The organism is Giesbergeria sinuosa (genome assembly GCF_042652905.1).
Taxonomy (GTDB): domain Bacteria; phylum Pseudomonadota; class Gammaproteobacteria; order Burkholderiales; family Burkholderiaceae_C; genus Simplicispira; species Simplicispira sinuosa.
In genome coordinates this window covers 72,213-98,368 of record NZ_JBHSHJ010000014.1, presented here as the reverse complement: position 1 = coordinate 98,368, position 26,156 = coordinate 72,213, and the positions used below count along the sequence as shown (strand labels likewise).

Genomic DNA, 26,156 nt, shown 5'->3' with positions numbered 1-26,156 from the left:
CGATGTGTATGCCATCGCACTGGCTGAAACCGTTGGTCAGCTTTTGCAGGTCGTAGCCCGAGAGCCATTGGTGGCGCTCGCGGATGGCGCGGTGGCTGGTTTCGTTGCAAAAATTCCAGACCTGATTGACCTCACGCGCCATCAACACCAGCACTTTGGCGTGCTTGTCTTTGATGCGCAGACGCAGGGTTTTGGTGCAGTCCATGACGTAGATTATGGATTGCTCTCAACCCCGGACTGAACTCCGGGGCTTCCCGCGCACCGGGTGATGAATGTTTTGCAGTGCGGACGTGTTTTTTCTCTAGGGTGAGGACACGGGGCGCGCTAAAGTCTCCAGACCCCAGCGCATAGTGAGCCCACCGGGGTGCGCAGCCACAAGCACCATGCTTGTGGCTGGTGCGCTAGGGGTTTTCTGCCTTGAGGCGGGTGAAAATTTGAAGGAGATCAAACATGCAGCCTACGCAAGCCATCAAATCCATGCGCAACAAAATCATCCCTATTTTGCTTCTGGTTCCTGTGGCGATCTTCGGGTTCAACAGTTTTACGCGCATTAAAACGGGCGAGGTGGGAGTCAGGGTTAATTTTTCTAGAGAGGTGCAACCCGGAGAATTGCTGCCGGGTAGTTGGAATCAAAATCTGATTGGTACGATTTTGACATTTCCGGTGCGTGATATTACGATTTCACTCGACAATAAAACCCCTCTCACGGCAGATAACAGTGCTTTGGCAGATTTTGATATGTCGGTGGTTTATGAGATTAACCCCGGTTCGGTGGCAGAGCTTTATTCAAAAAAAGCCAAATCATTTCACCAAATTAGCGATGGTGATTGGTTGCTGATGTATAACTATGTGGGTACGCTGGTAAATAATGCAGCCTACAAAGCCATACGCCAATACAAAGCGTTAGAAGTGGCTGACAATCGATCTAAGTTGGAACAAGAAATACGCCAGCATGTGGCAGAACAGTTGGCTTCTGAAAAGTTAGAAAACGCTATTCATATTACTGTGGTGCAGATTCGTAATGTGCAGCCCAATGCTGATATTTTGCGATCGGCCACGGAGTATGTACGGGCTCAAAACGAATTGCGTGTCAAAGAGACAGAAGTAGAAATTGCAAAGAAGGAGTCTGAGCGCATGGCTGCGTTGGCTGTGAATAGTGCGCAAAGCATTGCTTATATGCAGGCACAGGCCCAATTGAAAATTGCCGAGGGTATCGCCGCAGGCAAAGTCAACACCATTGTGGTGCCGATGGATTTCCGTGGCATGGTCAATGTGGGGGCTAAAAATTAAGGGGATTGAGGGGCTGGCCCCACGCAGTTGTTCATTCTGCCAGTGGCGGGTGTAGCGGTTCTGGCATAAGAGCCACTTCATCGTGCGCGTTGGGCAGCACCAATCGGCCATCGCGCAAGGCTTGCAGGAGCAGGTGGGGGGTGGTGCAAATATGCGCTTCCAGTGCCAGCGCCGCTCGGGCTTCCTGCCCAGCCAAGGCGAGCTCGTAGATTTCGCGGTGTTCGGCATGAACATCGCGCAGCAAGCCCGGCAGGCCCATCGCGTAGCGTCGGTAGCGTTCGCTGTGGCGTGAGAGCAGGCGCAATACCTTTTGCGTCCAGGCCGATGGGCGGCCATTGAGCAGTGCTTCATGAAAACGCACATTCAGTGCCTCCCAGTGGGGGCGCTGCTCGGCGCGAATGGGGTAATCAACGGCACTCAGGGCGGCATAGCTGCTGTGCAAGGCTTGCCGCCAAGCCTCACCACCATAGCGCATGGACTGGCGCAAGCCCTCGGTTTCAATCAACACGCGCAGGCGTGTCAGTTCTTCCAAGTCTTCCATCGCAATGGGGGTGACGCGAAACCCGCGTTGCCCTTCGGCAGTGACCAAGGCATCGCTGACCAAGCGGGTGACGGCTTCGCGCAGCGTGCCTGCGCCCACGCCATACTGCTGGCGCAGGTGTTCGATGCGCAGTTTGCTGCCGGGGGGCAGTTGGCCCTCGATGATGGCTTGGCGCAGTCGGTTGTAGGTTTGCTCGGTCAGGGTGCGCGAAGGGTCGCTGCCATCGTCGGGCAGTTCGTGGGAGATATCGGGAAGGAAAAATGCACGTTTGGCCATCAGCACATCCAGAAGTATCAGGACGGGGCGCGTTCGTTCAGGCGCGACAGCCGGTAGCTCAGTTGGGGCCGTGTCAGGCCCAAGGTGCGTGCAGCGGCAGACAGGTTGCCCCCGGCGCGGGCCACGGCCTCGCGGATCAGGGTGTCTTCTAGCACTTCTAAAGACAGGCCGCTGTGCAGCAGGGTATCGTAAAGTTGGGCCGATTGGGCCGCTGGTGCTGCCACAGTGCGCTCCAAAGCGCCGCGTGCATTCACGGTGGCCCCGGCTTGCACGGTAATGTGTGGAAACAGCACGTCGGCATCTACGCTTTCGTCTGAGGGCGTGAGAATCACGCCGCGCTCGATCAGGTTTTCGAGCTCGCGTACATTGCCCGGCCAGCGGTGGGCGCGCATAGCCAGTAGCGCCCGGTCGGTAAAACCGGCCAAGCGTTTGCCGTGGCGCACCGCGTATTTTTGCAGCAGGTACAGGGCAATGAGTTCGATGTCGTCGCCCCGTTCACGCAACGATGGGATGCGAATCGGATAGACATTGAGCCGGTAGAGCAAGTCGCGCCGAAAGCGGCCTTCTTCTACCGCTTTTTCCAAATCCACATTGGTCGCGGCCACCACGCGCACATCCACGCGCCGGGCCTCATGGCCGCCCAGGCGTTCTATCTCGCCGGTTTGTAACACGCGCAGCAGTTTGGCTTGCACAGGCAGGGGCATTTCGCCCAGTTCGTCCAGCAGCAGCGTGCCGCCGTGGGCACGTTCAAAGCGGCCAATGCGCAAGGCCGAAGCGCCGGTGTAAGCGCCTTTTTCTGCACCAAACAGTTCGCTCTCTATCAGTTCGGCGGGCAAGGCGGCGCAGTTGACAGCCACAAACGGTTTATCGGCCCGTGCCCCCATCGCGTGCAACGCGCGCGCAAAGCGTTCTTTGCCCACGCCCGTCTCGCCCGTGAGCAGCACCGTCACATCGGTGGCGGCGGCTTTGCGCAGCAGGGCCACGGTTTGCTCAAAAGCGCGCGAACGCCCAATGATGCGCCCCAAGTCGTCGGCGGGTTGCTCTAGTTGTGTGCGCAGGTTGTGGACTTGGGATTGCAATTCGTCCAGTTGCAACAGCACTGAGTCGGGGTTGTAATCGCGCGCCATCACTTCGGCATCGGGCCACTCTTCGGCAAAACGGCCTTCGATGCGGCAATGCGGGTGGCCGCAGGCGGCGCATTGCACCTCTTTGAACAGCACCGAACGCTTAAAAAACGCGCTGGTATAGCCCGAAGCGTAGCCGAGCAGCATCCAACAGGTGGGTTCTTCTTGTGGGCCGAAGTCGCGCAATTGGGCCTCGACCTCCCAACTGTGTTCCCAACGGAATTGACCCAGAAAATGCCCACCGGCCTCGTCGATTTCAAAGGTTTCGGTGGTGACTTGCACCGCCCCTTCCAGCATGTGCAGTTGCAGGCCCACGGCAAACATCTCAAACACACTGGCACCGGTGCGCACTTGATGGGCCAACAGGGCATCGCGCTCGCCCGAGGCGTAACCAGCCCGCAACAGTAGGCGACGGGTTTGCGCTGGCCCCAAGGTGTTGATCAATTCGCGCCGTAGGGCGTGCAGCGCAGCGGCATGCACCAGCACCATGCGTTGGCCCGACAGCCAAATGCGGCCATCCCCCGCCGAAAAATGCACCAACCGACGCAGGTCGGCATCCGAGGGAAGAGCAAGGTTTTGGGGGGCGGGCATGGACAAACTATCGATAAATTGGCAACGAAGCAGAACCGGGTAAACCCTGAAAGAAATGCCAATTCATCAAATAAGCAACCGGAATAAGCTTATTTTCACCAAATCATCATACTGCAGCGCAACATTTTTCATGTGGTGAATAGGGGGCTCGCACCGCCCCCCAACCGTGCCAGAAAACTATCGATTTTTCTAAGGACAAACCCTCGTTTTATCGAGATTTTTTGGTTTTTGGCATGGCGTGGCATGGCTTCTGCAATAGCAAGAGCAGACAGCCCAACACCCCAAGGAGTCCGTACATGACCACCCCCGAGCCAGCCACCTCCGATGCCATCGCTTGCGATGTCTCGCGCCGGTTTGTGCGTGTGCTGCAAACCCGTAGCAACGGTTTGGTGGAGTTTGAGTTTTCTATCGGTTGGCCCGAATTGGCGGTTGAGCTGATGCTGCCCCGGCCGGCCTTTGAGGCTTTTTGCCGTGCCAACCAAGTGCATCGCTTGGACGATGGCGCGGCCACCCCGGTTTCCACCCCTGTTTGAGGAGACAAAGCAAGATGAACATCGACCTGCAAGCGCGAGAGATCAAGCCGCTGCGTAACACCTTTGCCCGCGTGGCCGCCTACACCGGCGACAACAAGCCAGCCTCGCGCTACCAAGAGGCGACGCTGGGGGTGCAACCCACGGCCAACTTCCACTACCGTCCTACGTGGGAGCCAGAGTTTGAGTTGTTTGACAAAGGCCGCACTGCGGTGCAAATGGCTGATTGGGATGCCCTGCGCGACCCGCGCCAGTATTACTACGCCAACTGGACGATGGCCCGCGCACGCCAGCAAGAGGCGATGGAATCGAACTACCAGTTTGTCGAATCGCGCAACCTGATCGCCAAAACGAGCGATGCCCTGCGGGCCAAAACGGTAGAAGTGCTGATGCCCCTGCGCCATGTGGCTTGGGGGGCCAACATGAACAACTGCACCATCTGCTCGCGGGGTTATGGCACGGCCTTTACTGCTCCGGCCATGTTCCAAGCCATGGATCAGTTGGGTGTGGCCCAGTACCTGACCCGCTTGGGGTTGGCGCTGGGCGAGCCCGGTGCGCTAGAGGCAGGCAAAAACGCCTGGCTGCAAGACCCACGCTGGCAAGTGCTGCGCCGCTTGGTCGAAGACACCTTGGTAATTAACGACCCGTTTGAGCTGTTTGTGGCACAAAACTTGGCCCTCGATGGCATGGTGTTCCCGCTGATTTACAGCCATTTTGTCGATGACCACTTGGCCGTGCAAGGTGGCACCGCCGTGGCCATGCTCACTGCCTTTATGCCCGAGTGGCATGCCGAAGCCAACCGTTGGGTGGATGCCGTGGTCAAGGTGGCTGCCGCCGAAAACGCCGACAACCAATCGCTGATCAGTGGCTGGTTCCAACGCTACGCCGACCAAGCCCAAGCCGCACTGGCCCCGGTGGCCGAGATGGCCTTGGGTGCTGCCGGGGCCGAGGCCTTGTTGGCTGTGCGCGAAACCCTCAATGCCCGTGCCCGCAAGGCTGGTCTGACTCTGTAAGAAAGTTTGCGATGACCGAAACCGTTTCTAAAGTCTTTATTGCCTTCCAAGACAACGAAGAGTCGCGCCCGATTGTCGATGCCATCTTGGCCGACAACCCCGAAGCCACCGCCGTGCATTCGCCCGGCTTGGTCAAGATCGATGCTCCCGGCCGCTTGGTGGTGCGCCGCGAGACCATTGAAGAGCAAACTGGCCAGCGTTTTGACCTGCAACAGATTCACGTCAATCTGGTGACGCTGTCGGGCCACATCAACGAAGACGACGATGAGCTGTCGCTGAGCTGGCTGCGCTAAAGCAGCTGCCATCCCCCTATTGCCGCACCCCCAGGAGACAACACCGTGGACGCACCCGTTACCAAAAAGAAACTCGGCCTGAAAGAACGCTATATCGCCATGACGCGCGATTTGGCTTGGGACACCAGCTACCAGCCGATGGACAAAGTGTTCCCCTTCGACAAGTACGAAGGCATCAAAATCCATGATTGGGACAAGTGGGAAGACCCCTTCCGCCTGACCATGGATGCCTACTGGAAGTACCAAGGCGAAAAAGAGAAAAAGCTCTATGCCGTGATTGAGGCTTTTGCCCAAAACAACGGCCAGTTGAGCATCTCGGATGCCCGCTATGTGAACGCGCTCAAGCTGTTCATTCAAGGCGTGGTGCCGCTGGAGTATTACGCGCACCGGGGCTTTGCCCATGTGGGCCGCCACTTTACCGGCGCAGGGGCCCGGGTGGCCTCGCAAATGCAGGCGGTGGACGAGCTGCGCCACTTCCAAACCGAAACCCATGCCCTGTCGCACTACAACAAGTACTTCAACGGCATGCACAAGTCGAACCACTGGTTTGACCGCGTCTGGTACCTGTCAGTGCCCAAGTCGTTCTTTGAAGATGCCCTGAGCGGCGGCCCGTTCGAGTTCCTCACCGCTGTGAGCTTCTCGTTTGAGTATGTGCTGACCAACCTGCTGTTTGTGCCCTTCATGAGCGGTGCAGCGCACAACGGCGATATGTCCACCGTGACTTTTGGTTTCTCGGCCCAGTCGGACGAATCGCGCCACATGACCTTGGGCATTGAGTGCATCAAGTTCATGCTGGAGCAAGACCCCGACAACGTGCCGATTGTGCAGCGTTGGATTGATAAATGGTTCTGGCGCGGCTACCGCGTGCTGACGCTGGTGGCGATGATGCAAGACTACATGCTGCCCAAGCGCGTGATGAGCTGGAAAGAAGCCTGGGAGATGTACGCCGAGCAAAACGGCGGCGCACTGTTCCGCGACTTGGCCCGCTATGGCATCCGTCCACCCAAGGGTTGGGAACAAGCCTGCGAAGGCAAAGACCATATCAGCCACCAAGCGTGGAACACCTTCTACAACTACTGCGCTGCCGCACCCTTCCACACTTGGATTCCCAAGGAAGAGGAAATGCAGTGGCTGTCGGAGAAGTACCCCGACACCTTCGACAAATACTACCGTCCCCGTCTGGAGCACCTGCGCGAGCAGCAAGAGCAAGGCAACCGCTTCTACAACAAGACGCTGCCCATGCTGTGTACCACTTGCCAAATCCCGATGGTGTTTACCGAGCCGGGCGACCCGACCAAGATTTGCTACCGCGAGACCGAGTACCAAGGCGACAAGTACCACTTCTGTAGCGATGGCTGTAAGGATGTGTTTGAGCACGAGCCAGAAAAGTACATCCAGTCGTGGCTGCCAGTACACCAAATCTACCAAGGCAACTGCTTCCCTGAAGGCACCGACCCGACTGCCGAAGGCTTTGACCCGCTGATGGCCGTGTTGCAGTGGTACCAACTGAATGTGGGCCGGGATAACTTCGATTTTGAAGGGTCGGAAGACCAGAAGAACTTTGCAGCGTGGCGCGGTGAAGAACTGCCCGGTGCAGCAGACCAAGGAGCCAAATAAATGAGCGTCGTTGCGGTTAAACCCTACAACTTTCCAGCCAAGGACGTGCGCGAGAACTTTCCTGCGCCCCTGCTCTATATCGGTTGGGAAGACCACCTGTTGATTTGTGCCCCCGTGGCCCTGCCCCTGCCGCCCGAGACCCCGTTTGGTGCGCTGGCCCAAGCGGTGCTGCCCGGTGTTTATGGCTACCACCCTGACTTTGCCAAGATCGACTGGACGCAAGTGCAGTGGTTCAAGTCGGGCCAGCCTTGGACACCCGACCCGGCCAAGTCCTTGCAAGAGAACGGACTGAAACACAAAGACGTGATTCGTTTCCGTACCCCCGGTCTGACCGGTATTGCAGGCACTTGCAGCTGACCTTTGACCCCTGAATGGCTGCCGGGCGCGTTGCTGCGCCCGGCAGCGGAGATACTGTTATGAGCTACCAACTCACCATCGAACCCTTGGGCACCACCATTGAGGTGGAAGAAGGCCAAACCTTGCTCGATGCCGCCCTGCGCCAAGGCATCTACATTCCCCATGCCTGTGGGCATGGCCTGTGTGGCACCTGCAAGGTGCAAGTGACCGATGGCGAGGTAGACCACGGTGCAGCCAACCCCTTTGCACTGATGGAGATGGAGCGCGATGATGGCAAAACGTTGGCCTGTTGCGCCACTTTGCAGTCCGATGCCACCATCGAGGCCGATATTGAAGATGAACCCGATGCCCAAGTGATTCCGGTGCGCGACTTTACCGCCACTGTGGCCCGGATTGAGCAGCTCACCCCCACCATCAAGGCACTGCATTTGCGCCTGAACCAGCCGATTCGCTTTCAGGCCGGGCAGTATGTGCAGGTGCAAATTCCGGGTGTGGAAGGCGGACGCGCCTTCTCGATTGCCAACGCCCCTGATGCGAATGGCCAAAGCAGCGAGATTGAACTCAATGTGCGCTTGGTGCCCGGCGGTGCGGGTACGACGTGGTTGCATCAATCGCTGCACGAAGGCGACAAGGTGCAAATCACCGGCCCCTATGGTCGCTTCTTTGTGCGCCAGTCGGCCCAATTGCCGATGGTGTTTATGGCTGGTGGCTCTGGCTTGTCCAGCCCGCGCTCCATGATTTTGGAATTGCTGGCCCAAGGCTGCACCCAACCCATCACGCTGGTGTATGGACAACGCTCGTTAGAAGAACTCTATTACGACGCAGAGTTTCGGGCGCTGGCGGCACAACACCCCCACTTTACCTATGTGCCCGTGCTGTCGGAAGTGCCCGAAGGCACAGAATGGCCCGGCGCACGCGGCTACGTACACGATGCCGCCAAAGCGCATTTCAATGGCAACTTCTCTGGGCTCAAAGCCTACCTGTGTGGCCCGCCGCCCATGATTGAAGCCTGCATTGGCACGCTGATGCAAGGGCGCTTGTTTGAGCGCGACATTTATACCGAGAAGTTCCTCTCGGCGGCGGATGCGCAAAAAACGCGCAGTCCGCTGTTTCGCAGCATCTAAACAGGCGATGTATCCATGACTGCGCCAGCTTCCCCCTTGCGTATCACGGTCGCGCAAACCGAAGACAGCTTTGACTGTTTTCCACACGAGAACCTGCTCACGGGCATGTTGCGCCTAGGGCGCAAGGGTATTCCGGTGGGTTGTGTCAATGGCGGCTGTGGTGTCTGCAAAGTCCGCATTCTGGAGGGGGCGGTGCGGCCACTGGGGCCGATCAGCCGCGCCCATGTCAGCCAAGCCGAAGAGGCCCAAGGCTACACCTTGGCCTGCCGTGTGGCCCCCCTAGAGCCGGTGCGCCTAGAAGTGACACCGCTACTGCGCAAGCCCTTTTTGCGCCGCGCACTGGGTGCGCCTGCGGCAGCAGCAGCCTGAGTGCCACCGTCTTGATTTCCCCACGATAGATAAGCAACGATTTCATCACTAACCACAAGGAGACATGCAATGGGTGTTCTACGAATTGGGCATATCAGTATTCGCGTCATGGACGTGGATGCCGCCGTCAAGCATTACGAAGAAGTGTTGGGCCTGAAAACCATGATGAAGGACAACGCGGGCAACGTCTATTTGAAGTGCTGGGACGAGTGGGACAAATACTCCCTGATCCTGACCCCGAGCGACCGCGCCGGTATCAACCATGTGGCCTTCAAAGTGCAAGACGATGCCGATCTGGACGCGTTGAAAACCCGCATTGAGGCTTGGGGCACTAAAACCCAATGGCTGGAAGAAGGTGCGTTGCCTTCTACCGGGCGCATGTTGCAGTTCAACCTGCCCAGCGGCCACGAGATGCGCCTGTATGCCATGAAAGAATACGTCGGCACGGATGTGGGTACGCTCAACCCCGACCCGTGGCCCGATGGCATCCGCGGTGCTGGCGCACACTGGCTAGACCACTGCCTGCTGATGTGTGAGATGAACCCCGAAGCGGGCATCAACAAGGTAGAAGAAAACACCCGTTTCATGAAGGAGTGCTTGGACTTCTTCCTGACCGAGCAAATTCTGGTCGGCCCCGAAGGCAATATGCAGGCAGCCACTTGGATGGCGCGCACCAGCACGCCGCACGACATCGCCTTTGTGGGTGGCCCGGTCAATGGCCTGCACCACATCGCCTTCTTCTTGGATTCTTGGCACGATGTGCTCAAGGCGGCGGATGTGATGGCGAAGAAGAAAGTGAAAATTGACGTGGCCCCAACCCGCCACGGCATTACACGCGGCGAGACCATCTACTTCTTTGACCCCAGCGGCAACCGCAACGAAACCTTTGCCGGTTTGGGCTACTTGGCCCAGCCCGACCGCCCCGTGACAACGTGGAGCGAAGACCGCCTTGGGAGCGGGATTTTTTACCACACGGGCGAGTTGGTGGCTTCGTTCACCGACGTCTACACCTGAGCTCTACCGTTCCCCTGCACTTGCCTTGGTGGGGGACGTTTCCTGCGATGCGGGTCGTCCCCCGCATGACTGCTCCAAAGAAAGACAAAGAATGAAGAAGAATGCAATTGCCAGCGCCGCGCTGGTGCTGTTGGCTGGTTTATCGTCTTTGGCCGCACAGGCTGAAGGCCACTATGTGCCTGGCGTGGAAGGCACCCAAGCAGCCAGCGTGCCGCCCCCCGGTTTTTATTATTTGGGCTATCTGGTCAACTACAACATCAATAGCTTTCGCGCTCCTGGCAGCAGCGACAACCTGCCGGGCCACAACGGTGGCACCGTCACGGCGCTGGCCAACCGCTTTGTCTGGATGACCGGCCATAAAGTGCTGGGGGCCGACTATGGCGTAGAAGCCATCGTGCCACTGATGCGCACCTCCCTGACCATCAACGCCGCTGGCATCTCCGACAGCCGTTCGGGTGTGGGTGATATTTATGTGGGGCCGTTGGTGTTGGGCTGGCATGGTGCGCAATGGGATGCCGTGGCCGCTGCTGGGGTTTGGATGGATTCGGCCAGCACAACCTTCCCAGCCTCTCCGGGCAAAGGCTTCAAGAGCACCATGCTCACAGGTGGCCTGACCTACTATTTTGATGCTGCCAAGACGATTTCTGGTGCTGCACTGATGCGTTTTGAGCGCAATGGCAAGAACGATGCGGGCTTCCGCAACGGCAATCAGGTGACGGTGGAGTGGGCACTGGCCAAGGCTTTTGGCCCCATGCAAGCCGGTCTGGTGGGCTATAGCCAGTGGCAAACCAGCAATGACAGTGGCGTGGGGGCCAGCCTGAATAAGTCTTCGCGCCATGCCTTGGGGGGAGAACTGGTATACCCCGTGGCACCGGGGCTGGCGCTCAAAGGGGCCGTGTACAAAGAGTTGAGTGCTGAAGCAGGCAGCACTCCTTTGCCCAAGGGTTCTTTGGTACGTCTGAGCTTGGTCAAGGCGTTCTGAGGCCCATCGGGCGGCGGAATGTGTTCACAGAGTGCACATTCCGCCACTTGGTGTTGGTGTGTGTGTGTGCTTCGTGGATGATGGGCGTGATATGAGCTTACCCGACCTGACTTCTCCCCTTCCCCGCAATGCTTTCAAGCATGCCATTGCGGCAGGTCAGCAGCAGATTGGTCTTTGGCTGGCTACGGCAGACGGTTATTTGGCTGAAATGCTGGCGGGTACCGGCTTTGATTGGCTGCTGATCGATGGCGAACATGCTCCCAATGACCTGCGGGCCGTGCTGGCGCAGTTGCAGGCTATTGCCAGTGCCGCTAGCACGTTACCGGTGGGGGTGGCTTTGCCACACCCGGTGGTGCGTTTGCCCTCGGGCGATCCGGTATTGGTCAAGCAATTCATGGAGTTGGGTGCGCAAACCTTGCTCGTACCAATGGTCGATACGCCCGAGCAAGCCCTGACGCTGGCCCGTGCTATGCGTTACCCGCCCAGCGGTACAAGGGGCATGGGCAGTGGTTTGGCCCGCTCCTCGCGCTGGAACCGTTACCGCGATTACATCCACGAGGCCAACGACCAAGCCTGCTTGCTGGTGCAGGTAGAAACCGTAGAGGGCTTGGGCCATATCGATGCCATTGCGGCCACGCCGGGTGTGGATGGTGTGTTTATCGGCCCGGTGGATTTGTCTACCTCTATGGGTTATCCCGGCCAAGTAGACCACCCCGAAGTGGTGGCCGCCATTGCACATGGTATTGCCCGTGTTCGGCATGCAGGCAAGGCCGCTGGCATTTTGTCCACCCAAGAAGACCAGGCCCAACATTGGCTCGATGCGGGGGCGCTGTTTGTGGCAGTGGGGGTTGATATCAATTTGTTGGCGCTGGCCGCACAGTCTTTGGCAGCGCGTTTTCGGCAGGGCATGGCGGCACCGCGGCCCTCCAGCGGCGGTTACTGAGCCGCGATGGAGTGGGGTGCTGTTCGGACGCTGCTGCCGTGGTGCTCATTCGGGTGCCATGTGGGCATGGTGGCCCGCATCGGTGCCGCTGGGCAGGGTGATTTGGCCGCTGCGCAGTGCCTGAGCCAACAAGTCGGGCGTGGCTCTGATATGGGCTTCCAGCGCCAAGGCGGCACGGGCTTCGTGCCCGGCCATCGCCGACTCAAAAATAGCCGTGTGCTCGCTGTGCACATCGCGCGCAGCACCGGGCAGGCCCATCGTATAGCGGCGGTAGCGTTCGCTGTGGCGCGACAGCAAGCGCAACACCTTTTGCGTCCACGGCGATTGCTGGCCCGACAGCAGTGCCTCATGAAAACGCATGTTCAGGGCTTCCCACTGGGGCCGGTGTTCACGCCGAATGGGCTGCTCCAGGGCCGACATGGCTTCATAACTGTGGCGCAGCGCCTCGCGCCATGCAGCACCACCGTGGCGAATCGATTGGCGCAGCGCCTCCAGCTCAATGTGCAGGCGCAGCCGGGTAATGTCTTCCAGCTCCTCCAGCGTGATGGGCGTGACGCGAAAGCCTCGCTGGCCCTCGGCCGTGACCAGCGCATCGCTCACCAGTCGGGTAATGGCTTCGCGCAGCGTGCCCGCACCCACGCCGTAATGCAGCTTCAGGTGCTCGACGCGCAATTTGTCGCCGGGCAGGTGCCGCCCTTCAATGATGTCATTGCGCAACTGGGCATAGGCACGCTCGATCAAGGTGCGCGACGCACCGGCATCGCTATCGGTAGCGACAGGGCTATCCATCTCTAAGGATGATTTCATGATAATTCTCGATATTTTTGCTGTGAACATACCCCAAAAGAAAGAAAGTCATACCTTGCAAGATGGTACAGACAAGCAAAGCCTCTCTCATTGATGATTTTTAGGGGTATTTCTGGGTTGGTGCAGGGTCATATTATGAAAAATGGCATGAAATTCTTGCTGTTGCCATACTAGGTGTTTTCCCTTAAATCTCGAGATTTTTTCTCCATCCACGCCAGAATCTGGCATATTTCAGGCCTTACCGCTGCATCTTGCATCAAAACCTGTACCCGAAAGCCTGCGCTCATGGCCAGTTACACCATCACCATCGAAGAAACCGGGCAAAGCTACCGCTGCTCCGACGAGTTGTCGTTGCTGGTCGGCATGGAAGCCTTGGGTAAGAAGGGGATTCCGGTGGGCTGCCGCAATGGGGGCTGTGGGGTCTGCAAGGTGCAAATCGTTCAGGGGCAGTATGTGTCGCGTGTCATGAGCCGTGACCATGTGAGCGCCGAAGACGAAGCGCAGGGCCGGGTGTTGTCGTGCCGGGTGCGCCCGGCCAGTGACATCACCTTGCGCGTGCTTGGAACCATGAAAAAGAACGTCTGCCGTCTGGTTGGGGCCGCAGACGCCTCTGTTGTTCCCTCAACCTGAAAAATCTGGAGAAACCCCATGGCAATCACTGGTGTTTTGCGCCCTGGTCACGCTGTTTTGCGTGTGTTGGACTTGGACGAATCGGTTCACTTTTATACCGAAGTGTTGGGTCTGAAAGAAACGGGCCGCGACAAATCGGGCCGTGTCTATTTCAAGTGCTGGGACGAGCGCGACCACAACAGCTTTGTCATTCGTAAGGCCGACCGTGCCGGTATGGACTGCTTTGGCTTCAAGGTGCAAAACGCCGCCGTGCTCAACACCTTGGAAGGCCGTCTGCGTGAGTATGGTGTCGTGACCGAGCGTGTGCTTGCCGGTGAAATGCTGGAAACGGGCGAGCGCGTGCGCTTCCACCTGCCCACCGGCCACCTGATTGAACTGTATGCCGAGAAAACCTCGGTGGGCAATGGCTTGGGCGATATGAACCCCGAAGCCTGGCTGCCCGACCAAAAAGGTATTTCGCCCATCCGCATGGACCACGCCCTGATTTACGGTGGCGATATCGATGGCAACCGCAAGCTGTTTGAAGAGGTGCTGGACTTCACCTTGGTCGAGCGCGTCAAACTCGAAGACGGCGTGACCGATTTGGCCACTTGGCTGACCTGCTCCAACAAGGCGCACGACATTGCCATGGTGCGCCACTCTGAAGACAACAAACTGCACCATGTTTCCTTCTTGCTGGAAACATGGGAGCAAGTGCTGCGCGCCGCTGACATCATGTCGATGAACCGGGTCTCGATTGACATTGGCCCGACCCGCCACGGCATTACCCGCGGCACCACGATTTACTTCTTTGACCCCTCGGGCAACCGCTTGGAAACCTTCAGCGGTGGCTACCAGTGGTATCCCGACCACACCCCCATCACTTGGACATGGGACCAAGTGGGTCGTGGCATTTTCTACCATGACCGCAAACTGAACGAAGCCTTCTTGAGCGTATTGACCTGAGATGAGCAGCATGGCACCCGAACTTGTTGTCAGCGTGGTGCAGCACAACCTGTCTTGGCAAGCAGCGCACGCTGCTGCCGGGGCAGCCGCCGAGGCGGCTGCCGAAATGGGGGTGCTGGTCAACATCGCGGTAGTCGATTGCAGCGGCTTGCCCGCTGCTTTTGTGCGTCTGCCCGGCGCACCTTTGCACTCCATTGATATTGCCAAAGACAAGGCTTACACCGCCGTGGGTTTTGGTCTGCCCACCAGCCGCTGGCATAAGGCGCTGGAGTCGCACTCCGAGGCGGTGCGCCAAGGCATCCCACTGCGTCCGCGCTTTGTGGGTTTTGGCGGCGGTTTGCCCATTGTCATCAACGGCCACCGGGTCGGTGGCATTGGTGTCTCGGGCGGCAGTGAGGAAGAAGACGAAATGATTGCCCGGGCCGGTTTGCGCGCGCTGGGCTTGGCGTAATTGGCCATCAAGACAAAAGGATTTTCTATGAAACAGGTACTGAACTTCATCAATGGCCAGCACGAGGCCAGCGACAAAACTTTTCCTAAGCACTCGCCGTTGAACAACACGGTGATTGCCGATGTGCATGAAGCCAGCCGCACCCAAGTGGACGCTGCGGTGGCTGCTGCCCGTGCTGCTTTGGATGGCCCTTGGGGCAAGATGAGCGTGGCCGAGCGTGTTGAGCGCCTGTACGCTGTGGCCGATGGCATCAACAAGCGGTTTGACGAGTTTTTGGCCGCTGAGTGCGCCGACACCGGCAAGCCCCGCAGCTTGGCCAGCCATATCGACATCCCCCGTGGTGCGGCCAACTTCAAGGTCTTTGCCGATGTGGTGAAGAATGTGGCCACCGAATTTTTCGAGACCGCCACCCCCGATGGCAAGAGCGCCATCAACTACGGCTACCGCACCCCGGTGGGCGTGGTGGGCGTGATTTGCCCTTGGAACCTGCCGTTGCTGCTCATGACTTGGAAGGTCGGCCCGGCGCTGGCTTGTGGCAACACCGTGGTGGTCAAGCCCTCGGAAGAAACCCCCCAAACCGCCGCCCTGCTGGGCGAGGTGATGAACGAAGCGGGTATTCCTCCCGGTGTCTATAACGTGGTGCATGGCTTTGGCCCCGATTCGGCGGGTGAGTTTGTCACCACCCACCCCGGCGTGGATGCCATCACCTTCACTGGTGAAACCCGCACCGGCGAAATCATCATGAAGGCCGCGGCCAAGGGTTCGCGCCCCGTGAGCTTGGAAATGGGTGGCAAGAACGCCGCCATCATTTTTGAAGATGCCGACTTTGACGCTGCTATCGAAGGCACGCTGCGTTCGGCTTTTGTCAACAGCGGCCAAGTGTGCTTGGGCACCGAGCGTGTCTATGTGCAGCGCCCGATTTTTGACAAATTCGTGGCCGAGCTGAAAAAGCAAGTTGAAGGCTGGAAGATTGGTCTGCCCGAAGAGGCCGATACCAAACTCGGCCCCGTCATCAGCAAAGAACACCAAGCCAAGGTGCTGTCGTACTACAAGCTGGCGGTAGAAGAAGGCGCAACCGTGGTCACTGGCGGTGGCGTGCCCAATATGGGCGCTGGCTTTTCGGATGGCGCTTGGGTGCAACCCACCATCTGGACGGGCCTGCCCGAAACCGCCCGCGTGATCAAAGAAGAAATCTTTGGCCCCTGCTGCCACATTGCCCCCTTCGACACCGAAGAGGAAGTGCTGGCCAAAGCCAACGACAACGTCTATGGCTTGGCCACGGCCATCTGGACACGCGATGTCTCGCGCGCCCACCGCGTGGCGCAAAAGATGAAGGTCGGCCTGTCGTGGGTCAATAGCTGGTTCCTGCGCGACCTGCGTACCCCCTTTGGTGGTGCCAAGCAATCCGGCATTGGCCGTGAAGGCGGTGTGCATTCGCTGGAGTTCTACACCGAACTCAAGAACGTCTGTATCAAACTCTAAGGAGCAAGGCCATGAGCAACCCGGAAATTGCCGGTTCTGTCATGGCCGCTGGCATCCGCACCAATGTGCACGATGTTGGCAGCGGCCATCCCGTTTTACTCATCCACGGCTCTGGCCCCGGCGTTTCCGCCTGGGCCAATTGGCGTTTGGTGATGCCCGAATTGGCGCAGCAAGCCCGCGTGATCGCCCCCGACATGGTGGGCTTTGGTTTTACCGAGCGCCCTGAAGGCCAGCCCTACAACATGGATGCCTGGGTTGCGCAGGCGGTGGGGGTATTGGATGCGCTGGGCATAGCAAAAACCGACTTGGTGGGCAACTCCTTTGGTGGTGCGCTGGCGCTGGCCTTGACCATTCGCCACCCCGAGCGCGTGCGCCGTTTGGTGCTCATGGGCAGCGTGGGTGTGCCCTTCCCCATCACCAAGGGGCTGGACGATGTCTGGGGCTATACCCCCTCGTTTGAGAACATGCGCCGCATCATGGACGTGTTTGCCTACGACCGCAATTTGGTCAATGACGAGCTGGCCCGCCTGCGCTATGAGGCCAGCATCCGCCCCGGCTTTCAAGAATCGTTCTCGGCCATGTTCCCGGCCCCGCGCCAGCGTTGGGTCGATGCCATGTGCAGCGCCGAGGCCGACATCCGCGCCTTGCCGCACCAAGTGCTGATTGTGCATGGCCGCGATGACCAAGTGATTCCGCTGTCCACTTCGCTGACGCTGTCGCAGTGGATTCCCCGCTCGCAACTGCATGTTTTTGGCCAGTGCGGCCACTGGACACAAATCGAGCATTCGGCTCGTTTTGCCCGTCTGGTGCGCGACTTCTTGGCCGAGGCCAGCCCTGCCGAGCCCACCCCCCTGAACCCCTGAGGACTGTATGACCCCTGAACTGATCCAAGAGTTGGGCGATGAGCTGTTCGAGGCGCTCCAAGGCCGCAAGACCTTGGCACCGCTCACCAGCCGCCACCCTGAGATCACCATTGCCGATGCCTATGCCGTGCAACAACGCATGACAGCCCGTCGCCTGAGTGCAGGCGAGCGCGTGATTGGCAAAAAAATTGGTGTCACCAGCAAAGCCGTGATGAACATGTTGGGCGTGTACCAGCCCGATTTTGGCTGGCTGACCGACGGCATGGTCTACAACGAAGGCGAAGCCATTCCGGCCGACACCCTGATCCAGCCCAAAGCCGAAGGCGAAATCGCTTTCATGCTGAAAAAGACCCTCAAAGGCCCCGGTATCACCGCGGCCGATGTGCTGGCCGCCACCGATGGCGTGATGGCCTGCTTTGAGATTGTCGACTCGCGCATCCAAGACTGGAAGATCAAGATCCAAGACACCGTGGCCGACAACGCCTCCTGCGGTGTGTTTGTGCTGGGCGACCGTTTGGTCGATCCGCGCGATGTCGATTTGGCCACCTGCGGCATGGTGCTGGAAAAGAACGGCGAAATCGTCGCCACCGGCGCGGGCGCAGCCGCCTTGGGCCACCCGGCCAACGCCGTGGCTTGGTTGGCCAATACCTTGGGCCAGCACGGCATTGCGCTGGAAGCCGGCGAGGTGGTGTTGTCGGGTTCGCTGGGCATCATGGTGCCCGTGACGGCTGGCGACAACCTGCGTGTGACCATTGGCGGCATCGGCGGTTGCTCGGTGCGCTTTGTCTGATTTTTTGGAAAGAACTGCAATGGCAAAAATCAAATGTGCCCTGATTGGGCCTGGCAACATTGGTACGGATTTGCTGGCCAAGCTGCAACGCAGCCCGGTGCTGGAGCCGGTCTGGATGGTTGGTATTGATCCTGAATCCGATGGCCTCAAGCGCGCCAAAGAAATGGGCCTCAAAACCACCGCCGAAGGCGTGGATGGCCTGATTCCCCACATGAAGGCCGACGGCATCCAAATCGTGTTCGATGCCACCAGCGCTTACGTCCATGCGGAAAACAGCCGCAAAGTGAACGAGCAAGGCGCGCTGATGATCGACTTGACTCCTGCCGCCATCGGCCCCTACTGCGTGCCCCCGGTCAACCTGAAAGACCACGTCGGCAAGGGCGAGATGAACGTCAACATGGTCACCTGCGGCGGCCAAGCCACCATCCCGATGGTGGCTGCTGTGTCGCGCGTGCAGCCCGTGGCCTATGGCGAAATCGTGGCCACCGTGTCCAGCCGTTCTGTCGGCCCCGGCACACGCAAAAATATCGATGAATTCACCCGCACCACCGCTGGCGCAGTGGAAAAGGTCGGTGGCGCTAAAAAAGGCAAGGCCATCATCATCATCAACCCCGCCGAGCCACCGCTGATCATGCGCGACACCGTGCATTGCCTGACCGAAGGCGAGCCGGATCAAGCCGCCATCACCCAATCCATCCACGACATGATCAAGGAAGTGCAAAAGTACGTTCCTGGCTACCGTCTGGTCAATGGCCCCGTGTTTGATGGCAACCGCGTCTCGGTCTTCTTGGAAGTGGAAGGCTTGGGCGACTACCTGCCCAAATACGCTGGCAACCTCGACATCATGACCGCTGCGGCTGCCCGCACCGCCGAGATGTTTGCCGAAGAAATGATTGCAGGCCGCCTGACCCTCAACCCCGTGGCCGCCTAAGGAGATACCAAGATGAGCAGTTCCCTCAAAGGCAAAAAAGTCCGTCTGCACGACATGACCCTGCGCGACGGCATGCACCCCAAGCGCCACCTGATGTCGCTGGAGCAAATGAAGTCCATCGCCACCGGCTTGGACGAGGCTGGCATTCCGCTGATTGAAGTTACCCACGGCGACGGCTTGGGCGGCTCTTCCGTCAACTACGGCTTCCCGGCCCACACCGACGAAGAATACCTGGGCACCGTGATTCCATTGATGAAGCAGGCCAAGGTCTCGGCGCTCTTGCTGCCCGGCATTGGCACGGTCGATCACCTGAAAATGGCGCATGAGTTGGGCGTGAGCACCATCCGTGTGGCAACCCACTGCACCGAGGCCGATGTGTCGGAACAGCACATCACCTTGGCGCGCAAGATGGGCATGGACACCGTGGGCTTCTTGATGATGGCACACATGAACAGCGCCGAAGGGCTGGTCAAGCAAGCCAAGCTGATGGAGAGCTATGGCGCTAACTGCATCTACGTCACCGACTCGGCTGGTCACCTGCTGCCCGACGGCGTGAAAGAGCGCCTGAGCGCCGTGCGTGCCGCCCTGAACCCCGAAACTGAATTGGGCTTCCACGGCCACCACAATTTGGCCATGGGCGTGGCCAACAGCTTGGCCGCGATTGAAGTGGGGGCTACCCGCATCGATGCCGCTGCCGCAGGTTTGGGTGCTGGCGCTGGCAACACCCCGATGGAAGTGCTGGTGGCGGTGTGCGACCTGATGGGCATTGAAACCGGTGTGGACGTGTTCAAGATCCAAGACGTGGCCGAAGACTTGGTGTTCCCGATCATGGACTTCCCAATTCGCATCGACCGCGATGCCCTGACGCTGGGCTACGCTGGTGTGTACGGCTCGTTCTTGCTGTTTGCCAAGCGTGCCAGTGCCAAGTACGGCATCTCGGCGCGTGAAATTCTGGTCGAAATGGGCCGCCGTGGCATGGTCGGTGGTCAAGAAGACATGATCGAAGACACCGCCCTGACCTTGGCCAAGGCCCGTGGCTTGAAAGTTTCCTAAGGAATTGACATGGCATTGAACGCCTCTACCCTAGACCAACTGGCCCAGCACTTGGAAAACTGCCAGTTGCAGGCCCAAGATACCCTGAAAATCACCGAAGCCCATCCCGATATGGATTGGGACGATGCCTACGCCATCCAAGACCGCATCTTGGCCAGCAAGCTCTCCAAAGGCGCACGCATCGTGGGCTACAAGGCCGGTTTGACCTCGCACGCCAAAATGAAGCAAATGGGCGTGACCGACCCGGTGTTTGGCTTCTTGGTGGATGAATATGTCGTGCCCGAAGGCGGCGAAGTCAAGGTAAGCGAGCTGATCCACCCCAAGGTGGAGCCAGAAATCTGCTTCATTACCCGCACCGAACTCAAAGGCCCAGGCTGCCATATCGGCGCGGTGCTGGCGGCCAGCGATGTGGTGTTGCCCGGCATTGAAGTGATTGACAGCCGTTACCGCGATTTCAAGTTCGACTTGAAGAGCGTGATTGCCGACAACACCTCGGCCTCGCGCTTTATCGTGGGTGGCCGCATTGCCCCAGCCCGTGATGTCGATTTGCGTACGCTGGGCGTGGTGCTGGAAAAGAATGGCGAACCCGTGGCTTTGGGCGCTGGTGCCGCCGTGCTGGGCCACCCCGCTGCGGCTGTGGCCATGCTGGTGAACCACTTGGGCCGCCGTGGCCAGTCTTTGCCTGCCGGTAGCTTGATTTTGTCGGGCGGCATTACCGAAGCCGTGCCGGTGCAGGCCGGTGACAACGTCACGTTGCGCATTCAAGACCTGGGCAGCGTCTCGGTGCGTTTCGTCTAAGCACAGCGCGATTCCAGCGGCTACACCACAGCCGCACTGCGGGGCTGCGCACTGCGTTGGCCCCGTTTTTTCATGACCTTTGGGAGGAGACAAACCCATGCATTCTGAATTTCAAGTGCGCCGCCGTGCGGCCCTGCGCTGGACAGCTGCCGCCGCAGCAGCTGCCGTGGCACCTGCTTGGGCACAGGCCAGCGATTGGCCCAACAAACCCATCAAATTGATCGTGCCTTTTCCTCCCGGTGGCCCGGCAGATGTGATGGGGCGTTTGGTCGCACAGGTGCTGGGCACCGCCCTGAAGGCCACCGTTGTGGTAGAGAACAAGGCCGGTGCTGGGGGCAATTTGGGCACCGAGCAAATGGCCAAGGCAGCCCCAGACGGCTATACCTTGGGCCTGTCGGCTATTAGCAGTTTGGCCATTGCCCCTACTTTGCAACCCAAGTTGGGCTATAGCGTAGAACGCGACTTGCTGCCGATCTCTTTGGTGGGTGTGGCACGTGGGGCATTGGTGGCACATCCGTCAGCACCGTTCAATGACCTCAAAGGTTTGATTGCCTATGCCAAGGCCAATCCCGGCAAGCTGGCTTATGGCAGCTCGGGTGTCGGCACCTCCAACCATTTGCAGGGTGAATACCTGGCGATGCGTGCGGGCATTGAGTTGTTGCATATCCCCTACAAAGGTACAGCACCGCTGGCACAAGACTTGTTGGGCGGAGCGATCCCGATGGCCTTTGAAAGCTCTTTGGTCACAGCAGGCCCGAATGTGCAAACCGGAAAGCTCAAGGCGATTGCCATCACGGCCCATGGCCGTGCGCCTTTGCTGCCCCAAGTGCCCACTATGGAAGAGCAAGGGGTCACTCCGTTTGATATGCCCACTTGGTTTGGCGTGGTGGCACCGGCCGGTTTGCCCCGTGCCATAGCCACGCAGCTAGAGCGGGTGTTGGGCGAGGGGCTGAAAACCCCAGCCATACAAGAGCGTTTTGCAGCCATTGGGGCCGACCCCCGCCCCGGCACCTCGGCGGCTTTTGCCAGCTATATCCGCGAGGAGACCCAACGCTATGCCAAGATCATTCAGCAAGCCAAAGTCACGCTCGATTGATCTTCTGTGAATTTTTAACCCCCCATTTGGAGATAGAACTATGCCCTTTGCCCAGATTTACATGCTTGAAGGCCGCACCGAAGAACAAAAGCGCGCCGTGATCGAAAAAGTAACCCAAGCCCTGAACGAGGCTGTGGGCGCACCCAAAGAAAACATCCGTGTTTGGATTCAGGACGTGCCCAAAGAAAACTGGGGCATTGCTGGCGTGAGTGCCAAAGACCTGGGCCGCTGAACACTGCTGCCTCTGCCGCCACCAGCCGTTTTATTGGTTGGTGGCCGCCAGCACTTCGGTCATGCTGGTCAGGCCCTGCAGCACTTTTTCAATACCGTCTTGGCGCAGGGTGCGCATGCCCGCGTGTAAAGCGGCTTGGCGGATTTCAATCGCTGGGGCACGATGGCGGATATGTTCGCGGATCGTGTCGTCGCTGACCATCAGCTCATGGATTCCCAACCGCCCCCGATAACCATGGTGGTCGCATTGGCTGCAACCTTGCGCACGCCATAGTCGAATCTCGCCTCGCGTTGACGAACCATACTCCTGGTGCCAGCGTTCAATCAGGCGGCTGCGTGCTTCGGGTGTGTTTTGCAATGGTGAGCCGCTGTGTAAGTATTGCGATGCCAGGCGCTCGAGCGGTTCTGGGCTTAGTACCAAGGGGGTTGCGCATTCAGCGCACAGGCGCCTTACAAGGCGTTGCGCCAAAATGCCCAACAGCGAGTCAGAAAAGTTAAACGGGTCTAGGCCAATTTCCAGCAGGCGGTTAATGCTCTCTGGGGCAGAATTGGTGTGTAAGGTGGACAGCACCAAATGCCCGGTCAAAGAGGCCTCTACCGCAATGCGTGCGGTTTCTTCATCGCGCATTTCCCCAATCATGATGACATCGGGGTCGGCCCGTAAAAAGGTACGCATGGCGGCAGCAAATGTCCAGCCAATGCGTGGATTGATTTGCACTTGGCGCAACCCCGACTGGCTGATTTCAATCGGATCTTCGGCGGTCCAAATCTTCCGGCCTTCGGTGTTGATGTCTCGGATCACCGAATGCAGCGTGGTGGTCTTGCCACAGCCGGTAGGCCCACAGACCAAGAGCAGGCCATAGGTCTTTTTCACTATTTCGCGCAGCACCGTCAGATGCTGTTTGTTCAGCCCAATTTGCTCCAGTGGCAAGGGCTTGGCACTGGCAAGCAAACGCAGCACCACATCCTCTAGGCCGTGGGAGGTAGGCACTGTCACCACGCGCAACTCCAGTGCAGAACCACCGAAGCGGGCAAAATCAATTTTGCCGTCTTGGGGTTTGCGGTGTTCCGAAATGTCCATGTTGGCCATGATCTTGATGCGTGCCACCAGCGCATAACGAAACCGCGCAGGCAGTTCCAAGTAGCTCATCAGTTGGCCGTCTACACGCAGCCGAATGCGCACGTTTTGGGGGGCAGGTTCGGTCTCAATATGGATGTCAGAGGCGCGGTGGGCAATGGCTTCTTCAATCACCGTATTAATCAACCGCACCAAGGTGTTGTCCGATTCACTGACAACATCGGTCTCTACCGTGTCTGCCTCGGCTGATGCACTGGACAGGTTACTGACCAACTCGCGCGAACTGGCCCGTGGGGCGTTGGCTGGGGAGCGGGCCTCACCAGCCGTGGTGGTCAAAGCCGCCTTGGGTGTGGCGGTAGGGTAGGTGCGGTAGGCGTTGGCAATCGCTGGCAGCAGGGTGCCAGGGGCTGCCTGCAAGGCAATGGGGCGGCGTTGGGTTAAAAAGCGCAACTCATCCAGCAAAGCGCGCTCGGACGGGTCAGACACCAGCACCACCAAGGCATCTTCGCGTGCCAACAGCGGCAGCACCGATTCCCGTTCAGCCACATTGCGCGGCACCAAGGCCAGAGCCACCGGATCGGGCTGGAGGTGGCTAGGGTCTACCAAGTGTTTGCCCAACCAAGAGGCAATCACTTCTTGTAGCTGTGCGGCACTGACATGGCCGCATTCGACCAAAATTTGACCGATAGGGCGTTCGTGCCCCTGTTCCCGTTCGGTTTGCTGTAGCTTGAGGCTTTCCGCCAAGGTGTTGGTATCCAACACCTTGGCGTGGATCAGGGCTTCGCCCAGATGCCGTGCCTGCCCTAAGGTGGGATGGGGATTGGTTGCCAAGGCCCACAATTCATCCGCATGGCATGGCGTGAAATAGGGTGCGGCCGCAGCATCAGGGGTCAGAGGCATGATCGGAAAAGGAAAAATCCCAGCAGGCAGCGAAGTGCAACCTCCTTCCCTGAATATATAGTAGCCGCAGTACAGATAGCTACAGACAATCAACGGGTGGCAAGCACCCACGGCGCGGGGTAGCGCCACAGAGTGGGCCGCTGCGGCGGCTCTAGCCGATAGCGGGCGCAGCAGCCCGGTTCTGCTTCCAGCACGACACGACCAGACTTTAAAGGCAGAGATTGCCCCGCCTTGAGCACATGGTCTTGGGCATCGTGGGTTTGCGTTAGCCACAGCGTGCCTTGCTCTACAACCAAGACGGTGTTGCGGGTGGCAGCGAAGGCTTGGATGGCGCCAGACGAGAGGATGGTGGTGGTGTGCATTGCAAAAACTCCTGATAAGTGTTCTGCACTGTCCGCTGTCTGGTGTTGCAACAACAGATACAGCCGCCAAGAATCCGGAGCCACCCAATAGGGATGGCAGGGCCATCTGTGTGGTCACGAACAGCCAGCATCTGTACTGGTTTGTTTGTGCCGAGCAGTATTTGTATCAAGCACAATCATGGGGCCATGGCGTCAGCACCAGAACTCACCCCCTCTTCCACATCACCGTTGTATGCGCAAATTGCGCAGCGCATGGCTTTGTTGATTGATCACCGCGCCTTCAAGCCAGGGCAGCGATTGCCCTCGGTGCGGGACTTGGCCGCCACCAATGGTGTCTCTATTTCCACGGCTGTGCAGGCACTGCGGTGGTTGGAAGAGCGCAACTTGGTCGAGGCACGGCCCAAATCGGGCTACTTTGTGGCCCAGTCCGGGCGTGCGTTGGCCCTGCCTGCTACCAGTCGTCCACCCCGGCGCAGCATGGTGGTGGAGCGGCAAAGCCGGGCCGAAGTGCTGATGGCTTTGGCCGAAACCAGCCATGTCGTCAGCTTTGGTGGTGCCTGCCCCAAAGACCCGCTGTTTTTTGATGAAACACGGGTGCGCACGGCCCTCAATCGGGCCACAAGGGCACACCGATTTTCTTTGGTGGAGTACAGCGATTCCCCAGGTTCTCAGGCGTTGCGGACGGCGGCAGTGCAGCGTGCCTTGCATCTGGGCTGCCAGTTAGAGGCCGACAACATCGTGGTGACGGCCAGTTGTATCCATGCGGTGGGGTTGTGTTTGCGTGCGGTCAGCAAGCCGGGCGACATCGTGGCGTTGGAGTCACCCACCCACTTTGGTTTTTTGGATCTGTTGGAGTCCTTGAACCTGCGGGTGCTGGAGATTCCCACCCATCCCAAAGAAGGCATCTCCTTGGCAGCGTTGCAACTGGCGCTGGATACCCAGCCCGTTAAGGCCGTGCTGACAGTGCCCACGCTGTCCAATCCTTTGGGGGCGGTGATGCGTCACCAAAACAAAAAAGCCTTGGTCAAAATGCTGGCCGACCGGCAGATTCCGCTGATCGAAGATGTGGTGTTCAATGACCTGATGGCCTCCGATGAGCGGCGCAAAGCGGCCAAGGCTTTTGATGTCGATGGTGGCGTGATGGTCTGTGGCTCTTTTTCCAAAACGGTGGCACCGGGCATCCGCTTGGGCTGGGTGGAGGCAGGCCGTTGGCACGATACTGTCAGGCGCCTCAAACGCACCCAAGGCGTGCCCACCAATGCCGTCTTAGAAAACGCGCTGGCCGATTTGGTCACCCAGGTCGGTTATGAATCCCGCCTGCGACGCCTGAGCCAATACATGAAGGAACGCTTGTCTGAGGCCCGGGATTTGATCGCCCAGAGTTTTCCGAAAGGCACACGGGTCAGTGCGCCCCCATCAGGCTACACCCTGTGGCTGGAGTTGCCAGAGCAGTTTGATGCCATGCAACTGTTTCGCCAATGCCAACGGGAAGACATCATCTTTGGCCCAGGTGGCTTGTTTTCTGCCACCGACCGTTTTGACCATTGTTTGCGCCTGAGCTTTGCCGGGCCGTGGACTCACGTGGAAAAGCGGGCGTTGGTGCGGATGGGGGAGTTGGCCCGGCAACAAATGGGCGTGGTGGTGGCCCCAGGGTAGTGGCGTGCATCAGAAGACG

28 protein-coding genes and 1 pseudogene are annotated in these 26,156 nt (G+C 58.9%); 23 read left to right on the top strand and 6 right to left on the bottom strand.

Annotation, left to right across the window (positions count from 1 at the left end; all coding sequences use genetic code 11):
* Positions 1–205 (bottom strand): annotated as a pseudogene (locus tag ACFO6X_RS14500) (RNA-guided endonuclease InsQ/TnpB family protein); the annotation flags it as partial.
* Positions 206–450: 245 nt separating this feature from the next.
* On the opposite strand from ACFO6X_RS14500, the gene ACFO6X_RS14495 reads away from it, so the two are divergent.
* A complete protein-coding gene (locus ACFO6X_RS14495; RefSeq protein WP_382434381.1) occupies positions 451–1,290 on the top strand; it encodes an SPFH domain-containing protein in 840 nt (279 codons plus the stop codon).
* 31 nt (positions 1,291–1,321) lie between these two features.
* Here the strand turns inward: ACFO6X_RS14495 and ACFO6X_RS14490 are convergent, their stop codons facing one another.
* A complete protein-coding gene (locus tag ACFO6X_RS14490) occupies positions 1,322–2,107 on the bottom strand; it encodes a GntR family transcriptional regulator (RefSeq protein ID WP_382434378.1) in 786 nt (261 codons plus the stop codon).
* A gap of 17 nt (positions 2,108–2,124) precedes the next feature.
* Complete coding sequence (locus ACFO6X_RS14485; protein WP_382434376.1) at positions 2,125–3,822, bottom strand: sigma 54-interacting transcriptional regulator; 1,698 nt, start codon at positions 3,820–3,822, stop codon at positions 2,125–2,127.
* A 296-nt stretch (positions 3,823–4,118) separates the two neighbouring features.
* Here ACFO6X_RS14485 and ACFO6X_RS14480 point away from each other — a divergent pair, with 296 nt between their 5' ends.
* From ACFO6X_RS14480 to ACFO6X_RS14435, 10 genes are all read left to right on the top strand, one after another.
* Positions 4,119–4,355 (top strand): phenol hydroxylase subunit, encoded by a 237-nt coding sequence (locus tag ACFO6X_RS14480; protein WP_382434374.1) that lies wholly within the window; start codon positions 4,119–4,121, stop codon positions 4,353–4,355.
* Between the two features lie 14 nt (positions 4,356–4,369).
* Entirely contained in the window at positions 4,370–5,365 is a 996-nt protein-coding gene (locus ACFO6X_RS14475; protein ID WP_382434372.1) for a ferritin family protein, read from the top strand.
* 11 nt (positions 5,366–5,376) lie between these two features.
* Positions 5,377–5,658 (top strand): MmoB/DmpM family protein, encoded by a 282-nt coding sequence (locus tag ACFO6X_RS14470; RefSeq protein ID WP_382434370.1) that lies wholly within the window; start codon positions 5,377–5,379, stop codon positions 5,656–5,658.
* A gap of 45 nt (positions 5,659–5,703) precedes the next feature.
* Entirely contained in the window at positions 5,704–7,275 is a 1,572-nt protein-coding gene (locus tag ACFO6X_RS14465) for an aromatic/alkene/methane monooxygenase hydroxylase/oxygenase subunit alpha (protein WP_382434368.1), read from the top strand.
* Complete coding sequence (locus tag ACFO6X_RS14460) at positions 7,276–7,632, top strand: phenol hydroxylase subunit P4 (protein ID WP_382434366.1); 357 nt, start codon at positions 7,276–7,278, stop codon at positions 7,630–7,632.
* Positions 7,633–7,691: 59 nt separating this feature from the next.
* Entirely contained in the window at positions 7,692–8,756 is a 1,065-nt protein-coding gene (locus tag ACFO6X_RS14455; RefSeq protein WP_382434364.1) for an NADH:ubiquinone reductase (Na(+)-transporting) subunit F, read from the top strand.
* Between the two features lie 15 nt (positions 8,757–8,771).
* The gene (locus ACFO6X_RS14450) at positions 8,772–9,125 is read left to right on the top strand and encodes a 2Fe-2S iron-sulfur cluster binding domain-containing protein (RefSeq protein ID WP_382434362.1); all 354 of its coding nucleotides are present in this window, start codon (positions 8,772–8,774) and stop codon (positions 9,123–9,125) included.
* 69 nt (positions 9,126–9,194) lie between these two features.
* Positions 9,195–10,139, top strand: coding sequence for a catechol 2,3-dioxygenase (locus ACFO6X_RS14445; protein WP_382434359.1), 945 nt, complete (start codon positions 9,195–9,197; stop codon positions 10,137–10,139).
* A 91-nt stretch (positions 10,140–10,230) separates the two neighbouring features.
* Positions 10,231–11,121, top strand: a complete 891-nt coding sequence (locus ACFO6X_RS14440) for a SphA family protein (protein WP_382434357.1) — start codon at positions 10,231–10,233, stop codon at positions 11,119–11,121.
* Positions 11,122–11,212: 91 nt separating this feature from the next.
* The gene (locus ACFO6X_RS14435; protein ID WP_382434356.1) at positions 11,213–12,064 is read left to right on the top strand and encodes an HpcH/HpaI aldolase family protein; all 852 of its coding nucleotides are present in this window, start codon (positions 11,213–11,215) and stop codon (positions 12,062–12,064) included.
* 45 nt (positions 12,065–12,109) lie between these two features.
* Here the strand turns inward: ACFO6X_RS14435 and ACFO6X_RS14430 are convergent, their stop codons facing one another.
* Complete coding sequence (locus tag ACFO6X_RS14430; protein ID WP_382434354.1) at positions 12,110–12,871, bottom strand: GntR family transcriptional regulator; 762 nt, start codon at positions 12,869–12,871, stop codon at positions 12,110–12,112.
* Positions 12,872–13,156: 285 nt separating this feature from the next.
* On the opposite strand from ACFO6X_RS14430, the gene ACFO6X_RS14425 reads away from it, so the two are divergent.
* The 11 genes from ACFO6X_RS14425 to ACFO6X_RS14375 all read left to right on the top strand — a co-directional run bounded on the left by ACFO6X_RS14425 (position 13,157) and on the right by ACFO6X_RS14375 (position 22,142).
* The gene (locus ACFO6X_RS14425) at positions 13,157–13,501 is read left to right on the top strand and encodes a 2Fe-2S iron-sulfur cluster binding domain-containing protein (protein ID WP_382434352.1); all 345 of its coding nucleotides are present in this window, start codon (positions 13,157–13,159) and stop codon (positions 13,499–13,501) included.
* Between the two features lie 18 nt (positions 13,502–13,519).
* Positions 13,520–14,446: a catechol 2,3-dioxygenase gene (locus tag ACFO6X_RS14420; protein WP_382434350.1), complete on the top strand. Its 927-nt coding sequence runs from the start codon at positions 13,520–13,522 to the stop codon at positions 14,444–14,446.
* 10 nt (positions 14,447–14,456) lie between these two features.
* A complete protein-coding gene (locus ACFO6X_RS14415; RefSeq protein ID WP_382434348.1) occupies positions 14,457–14,897 on the top strand; it encodes a GlcG/HbpS family heme-binding protein in 441 nt (146 codons plus the stop codon).
* Positions 14,898–14,924: 27 nt separating this feature from the next.
* The gene (locus tag ACFO6X_RS14410) at positions 14,925–16,379 is read left to right on the top strand and encodes a 2-hydroxymuconic semialdehyde dehydrogenase (protein ID WP_382434346.1); all 1,455 of its coding nucleotides are present in this window, start codon (positions 14,925–14,927) and stop codon (positions 16,377–16,379) included.
* Positions 16,380–16,390: 11 nt separating this feature from the next.
* Positions 16,391–17,242, top strand: coding sequence for an alpha/beta fold hydrolase (locus ACFO6X_RS14405; protein WP_382434344.1), 852 nt, complete (start codon positions 16,391–16,393; stop codon positions 17,240–17,242).
* Positions 17,243–17,249: 7 nt separating this feature from the next.
* Positions 17,250–18,032 (top strand): 2-oxopent-4-enoate hydratase, encoded by a 783-nt coding sequence (dmpE, locus tag ACFO6X_RS14400; RefSeq protein WP_382434340.1) that lies wholly within the window; start codon positions 17,250–17,252, stop codon positions 18,030–18,032.
* 19 nt (positions 18,033–18,051) lie between these two features.
* Positions 18,052–18,963 carry an acetaldehyde dehydrogenase (acetylating) gene (locus ACFO6X_RS14395; RefSeq protein WP_382434338.1) on the top strand — a complete coding sequence of 304 codons (912 nt, stop codon included), beginning with the start codon at positions 18,052–18,054 and terminating at the stop codon, positions 18,961–18,963.
* Positions 18,964–18,975: 12 nt separating this feature from the next.
* Positions 18,976–20,016 carry a 4-hydroxy-2-oxovalerate aldolase gene (dmpG, locus tag ACFO6X_RS14390; RefSeq protein ID WP_382434336.1) on the top strand — a complete coding sequence of 347 codons (1,041 nt, stop codon included), beginning with the start codon at positions 18,976–18,978 and terminating at the stop codon, positions 20,014–20,016.
* Positions 20,017–20,025: 9 nt separating this feature from the next.
* Positions 20,026–20,814 carry a 2-oxo-3-hexenedioate decarboxylase gene (gene dmpH / locus ACFO6X_RS14385; RefSeq protein WP_382434334.1) on the top strand — a complete coding sequence of 263 codons (789 nt, stop codon included), beginning with the start codon at positions 20,026–20,028 and terminating at the stop codon, positions 20,812–20,814.
* Between the two features lie 97 nt (positions 20,815–20,911).
* On the top strand, positions 20,912–21,910 hold the full coding sequence (locus tag ACFO6X_RS14380; RefSeq protein ID WP_382434332.1) for a Bug family tripartite tricarboxylate transporter substrate binding protein: 999 nt from the start codon (positions 20,912–20,914) through the stop codon (positions 21,908–21,910).
* A gap of 40 nt (positions 21,911–21,950) precedes the next feature.
* Positions 21,951–22,142, top strand: coding sequence for a 2-hydroxymuconate tautomerase (locus tag ACFO6X_RS14375; protein WP_382434330.1), 192 nt, complete (start codon positions 21,951–21,953; stop codon positions 22,140–22,142).
* A gap of 30 nt (positions 22,143–22,172) precedes the next feature.
* Here ACFO6X_RS14375 and ACFO6X_RS14370 read toward each other — a convergent pair whose 3' ends face one another.
* Positions 22,173–24,119 (bottom strand): GspE/PulE family protein, encoded by a 1,947-nt coding sequence (locus tag ACFO6X_RS14370; protein ID WP_382434329.1) that lies wholly within the window; start codon positions 24,117–24,119, stop codon positions 22,173–22,175.
* 89 nt (positions 24,120–24,208) lie between these two features.
* Entirely contained in the window at positions 24,209–24,481 is a 273-nt protein-coding gene (locus tag ACFO6X_RS14365) for a DUF2917 domain-containing protein (RefSeq protein WP_382434328.1), read from the bottom strand.
* A 186-nt stretch (positions 24,482–24,667) separates the two neighbouring features.
* On the opposite strand from ACFO6X_RS14365, the gene ACFO6X_RS14360 reads away from it, so the two are divergent.
* A complete protein-coding gene (locus ACFO6X_RS14360; protein ID WP_382434326.1) occupies positions 24,668–26,137 on the top strand; it encodes an aminotransferase-like domain-containing protein in 1,470 nt (489 codons plus the stop codon).
* The last annotated feature ends 19 nt before the right edge of the window (positions 26,138–26,156 follow it).

Bases quoted from the DNA above. Each gene is read 5' to 3' on its own strand.
- ACFO6X_RS14435 (WP_382434356.1), top strand. From the start codon at position 11,213: ATGAGCTTACCCGACCTGACTTCTCCCCTTCCCCGCAATGCTTTCAAG.
- ACFO6X_RS14425 (WP_382434352.1), top strand. From the start codon at position 13,157: ATGGCCAGTTACACCATCACCATCGAAGAAACCGGGCAAAGCTACCGC.
- ACFO6X_RS14395 (WP_382434338.1), top strand. From the start codon at position 18,052: ATGGCAAAAATCAAATGTGCCCTGATTGGGCCTGGCAACATTGGTACG.
- ACFO6X_RS14440 (WP_382434357.1), top strand. From the start codon at position 10,231: ATGAAGAAGAATGCAATTGCCAGCGCCGCGCTGGTGCTGTTGGCTGGT.
- ACFO6X_RS14410 (WP_382434346.1), top strand. From the start codon at position 14,925: ATGAAACAGGTACTGAACTTCATCAATGGCCAGCACGAGGCCAGCGAC.
- ACFO6X_RS14375 (WP_382434330.1), top strand. From the start codon at position 21,951: ATGCCCTTTGCCCAGATTTACATGCTTGAAGGCCGCACCGAAGAACAA.
- ACFO6X_RS14455 (WP_382434364.1), top strand. From the start codon at position 7,692: ATGAGCTACCAACTCACCATCGAACCCTTGGGCACCACCATTGAGGTG.
- ACFO6X_RS14485 (WP_382434376.1), bottom strand. From the start codon at position 3,822: ATGCCCGCCCCCCAAAACCTTGCTCTTCCCTCGGATGCCGACCTGCGT.
- ACFO6X_RS14460 (WP_382434366.1), top strand. From the start codon at position 7,276: ATGAGCGTCGTTGCGGTTAAACCCTACAACTTTCCAGCCAAGGACGTG.
- ACFO6X_RS14405 (WP_382434344.1), top strand. From the start codon at position 16,391: ATGAGCAACCCGGAAATTGCCGGTTCTGTCATGGCCGCTGGCATCCGC.
- ACFO6X_RS14380 (WP_382434332.1), top strand. From the start codon at position 20,912: ATGCATTCTGAATTTCAAGTGCGCCGCCGTGCGGCCCTGCGCTGGACA.
- ACFO6X_RS14430 (WP_382434354.1), bottom strand. From the start codon at position 12,871: ATGAAATCATCCTTAGAGATGGATAGCCCTGTCGCTACCGATAGCGAT.
- dmpH (WP_382434334.1), top strand. From the start codon at position 20,026: ATGGCATTGAACGCCTCTACCCTAGACCAACTGGCCCAGCACTTGGAA.
- ACFO6X_RS14470 (WP_382434370.1), top strand. From the start codon at position 5,377: ATGACCGAAACCGTTTCTAAAGTCTTTATTGCCTTCCAAGACAACGAA.
- ACFO6X_RS14420 (WP_382434350.1), top strand. From the start codon at position 13,520: ATGGCAATCACTGGTGTTTTGCGCCCTGGTCACGCTGTTTTGCGTGTG.
- ACFO6X_RS14445 (WP_382434359.1), top strand. From the start codon at position 9,195: ATGGGTGTTCTACGAATTGGGCATATCAGTATTCGCGTCATGGACGTG.
- ACFO6X_RS14365 (WP_382434328.1), bottom strand. From the start codon at position 24,481: ATGCACACCACCACCATCCTCTCGTCTGGCGCCATCCAAGCCTTCGCT.
- ACFO6X_RS14495 (WP_382434381.1), top strand. From the start codon at position 451: ATGCAGCCTACGCAAGCCATCAAATCCATGCGCAACAAAATCATCCCT.
- ACFO6X_RS14450 (WP_382434362.1), top strand. From the start codon at position 8,772: ATGACTGCGCCAGCTTCCCCCTTGCGTATCACGGTCGCGCAAACCGAA.
- ACFO6X_RS14360 (WP_382434326.1), top strand. From the start codon at position 24,668: ATGGCGTCAGCACCAGAACTCACCCCCTCTTCCACATCACCGTTGTAT.
- dmpG (WP_382434336.1), top strand. From the start codon at position 18,976: ATGAGCAGTTCCCTCAAAGGCAAAAAAGTCCGTCTGCACGACATGACC.
- ACFO6X_RS14415 (WP_382434348.1), top strand. From the start codon at position 14,457: ATGGCACCCGAACTTGTTGTCAGCGTGGTGCAGCACAACCTGTCTTGG.
- ACFO6X_RS14370 (WP_382434329.1), bottom strand. From the start codon at position 24,119: ATGCCTCTGACCCCTGATGCTGCGGCCGCACCCTATTTCACGCCATGC.
- ACFO6X_RS14490 (WP_382434378.1), bottom strand. From the start codon at position 2,107: ATGGCCAAACGTGCATTTTTCCTTCCCGATATCTCCCACGAACTGCCC.
- ACFO6X_RS14475 (WP_382434372.1), top strand. From the start codon at position 4,370: ATGAACATCGACCTGCAAGCGCGAGAGATCAAGCCGCTGCGTAACACC.
- dmpE (WP_382434340.1), top strand. From the start codon at position 17,250: ATGACCCCTGAACTGATCCAAGAGTTGGGCGATGAGCTGTTCGAGGCG.
- ACFO6X_RS14480 (WP_382434374.1), top strand. From the start codon at position 4,119: ATGACCACCCCCGAGCCAGCCACCTCCGATGCCATCGCTTGCGATGTC.